Annotated in this window: 1 protein-coding gene and 1 pseudogene; both read right to left on the reverse strand. The window is 49.7% G+C overall.

Annotated elements, in window-relative coordinates; all coding sequences use genetic code 11:
- A partial coding sequence (locus Xedl_RS20015) for a DcrB-related protein (RefSeq protein ID WP_143187522.1) occupies positions 1 to 237 on the reverse strand: 237 nt, incomplete at its 3' end.
- A 48-nt stretch (positions 238 to 285) separates the two neighbouring features.
- A pseudogene (locus tag Xedl_RS20020) lies at positions 286 to 586 on the reverse strand (type VI secretion system Vgr family protein); the annotation flags it as partial.

The following is a 586-nucleotide window of genomic DNA, read 5'->3' on the forward strand; positions in this document are numbered from 1 at the left end:
ACTGAGTACCAGTTGTAAACGCTGGTGCTCCTGATAGCCCGGCAGGTGGGTCGCAAATTGGGTCAGCGTTTGTGCGTAATAGGTTGCCGGATCGCTGCCCTCAGGAACCGGTGTGCGGTTAATCACCAAATTAACGCCACTGTCATCCGGCAGGACAAACACCTGTATGGTTTCATCACGCCAGTTATCTGGCAGAGTCAGGGTGCCTTCATTCATCTGGTAAGGTTGTGTGCTCATCGGTATTTCCTTTTTAACTTGTTGTTTTTTTTAACATCACGAATGCGATCAGTTCAGGGTGATCACTTTCTGGCCGTTGATAATGACGGTGTCGCCGGTAATATGGATATTGCCGTCCTTGTCGATCGAAATGCTGCCTTTGGCATTGCCGATATAAATACCGTCTTCGGTAGACTGAATGGTGATGGCACCTTTGGCACTGAGCACGCTGGTTTTTTCCACTGTCACCTGTCGTGTCCCGATGCTGCTGACTTCCGTACCGATGATTTCCTTATGACGATCTTTGCGCACGGTAATCACCTGATTGTTGCCGACACTTTCTGTGTGGTCATGCACCACACGGGTTGAC

Source organism: Xenorhabdus eapokensis, assembly GCF_001908105.1.